Consider the following 1,417-nt stretch of genomic DNA (forward strand, 5'->3'; position numbering starts at 1 on the left):
TAGAAGTCATTTTACGTGGACAAATAAATACAAAGGTCATTAAAGAGAATTATGAGGATGTTTTGCGATTAGCTCATTCTATAAGGGAAGGAACAGTTTCAGCATCCCTTATTATGGGGAAATTAGGTTCTTATTCAAGACAAAACAGCTTGGCTACAGCCTTACGTGAGATGGGCCGAATAGAAAAAACGATCTTTATTTTGAATTATATTTCGGATGAATCATTAAGAAGAAAAATACAAAAAGGATTGAATAAAGGAGAAGCCATGAATGGACTGGCAAGAGCTATTTTCTTCGGAAAACAAGGCGAGCTTAGGGAACGAACCATACAGCATCAATTGCAAAGGGCCAGTGCCTTAAACATAATTATCAATGCCATCAGTATCTGGAATACTTTACATCTAACAAAGGCAGTTGAATATCAAAAACGGTCAGGTAGTTTTAATGAAGAATTATTGCACCATATGTCACCTCTAGGTTGGGAACATATTAATTTACTTGGAGAATACCATTTTAATTCGGAGAAAATGGTCTCGTTAGATTCTTTAAGACCCTTGAAACTTTCTTAACGTTGTTAAAACTGGGGGAATCGTCTTGAAAATGGGCTTAGCGTTGTAAATCCGCATTTTCCTGACGCTACCCCTAATAACAAGAAAATTGAAAGAAAAACCGTTGATAAAAGTTTCATCCACTTAAGATTCATCTTACCGCCGCCCTTTCGATTGTTGTAAATTCTAAATTATTTTCTAGGTTGGTTAACAACTAACCAACCTTTTGTCTCGCATAACTATTGTTGTTTTACCTTGAGTTTATTCTTCTTGAACACGTGTTCTTTTATTGTATTACATTACCTCTATATGGATCTTGACTTTGCATGTAGTTAGAAAATTGCTGAACCGATTGTTGAATAGTTTGTGGAGTTTCTTTTTCCAAACCGTACCATCCGTTTTTAAACATTAAGTTATATAGATTGCGGTGACAGTCTTCTGTTTCTTGGGAAACAGACGCTATTGTACGATACAACGATTCATGGCTAGCTTCTTTTAATGCAGTCGAGTATGAGGAAGATATATATTTTTCCGTAGTTAAGGCATCGTTTAGAAAATCTCTATCGTTCATTTGCGGCGTCTTAGGGACTGGTGTTTCAGGATTTTTAATCCTGTTTGGAGTATTATTTTCCACTATAGTTTCCTCCCTCTATAAATGTTGATTTAGCAACAGTTTAACCCGTTGCTGGGGTGTCAAAAAAATATTTTTCGACACGTTCCCTAACAATATTTTTATATTATGTCATTAGCGTTGCATAAAGATTTTTGAAACTTGTCAAATTGGATTTTTATGGGTGAAACTACAAATAATTGAATATTCAGATATATTGTTTTATCCGGAATTTAAAAAGATTGATAAGGATATAAGA

Annotated in this window: 2 protein-coding genes; one reads left to right on the forward strand and one right to left on the reverse strand. The window is 34.5% G+C overall.

Features of this window, described 5'->3' with window-relative positions; all coding sequences use genetic code 11:
* Positions 1 to 569: Tn3 family transposase (locus ACFFHF_RS11870; RefSeq protein WP_377058226.1), on the forward strand; the 569-nt coding region annotated here is incomplete at its 5' end.
* A gap of 265 nt (positions 570 to 834) precedes the next feature.
* Here the strand turns inward: ACFFHF_RS11870 and ACFFHF_RS11875 are convergent.
* A complete protein-coding gene (locus tag ACFFHF_RS11875; RefSeq protein WP_174752363.1) occupies positions 835 to 1,182 on the reverse strand; it encodes a spore coat protein in 348 nt (115 codons plus the stop codon).
* Positions 1,183 to 1,417: the final 235 nt, after the last annotated feature.

This window comes from Robertmurraya beringensis, assembly GCF_042433785.1.
Classification (GTDB): Bacteria; Bacillota; Bacilli; order Bacillales; family Cytobacillaceae; genus Robertmurraya_A; species Robertmurraya_A beringensis.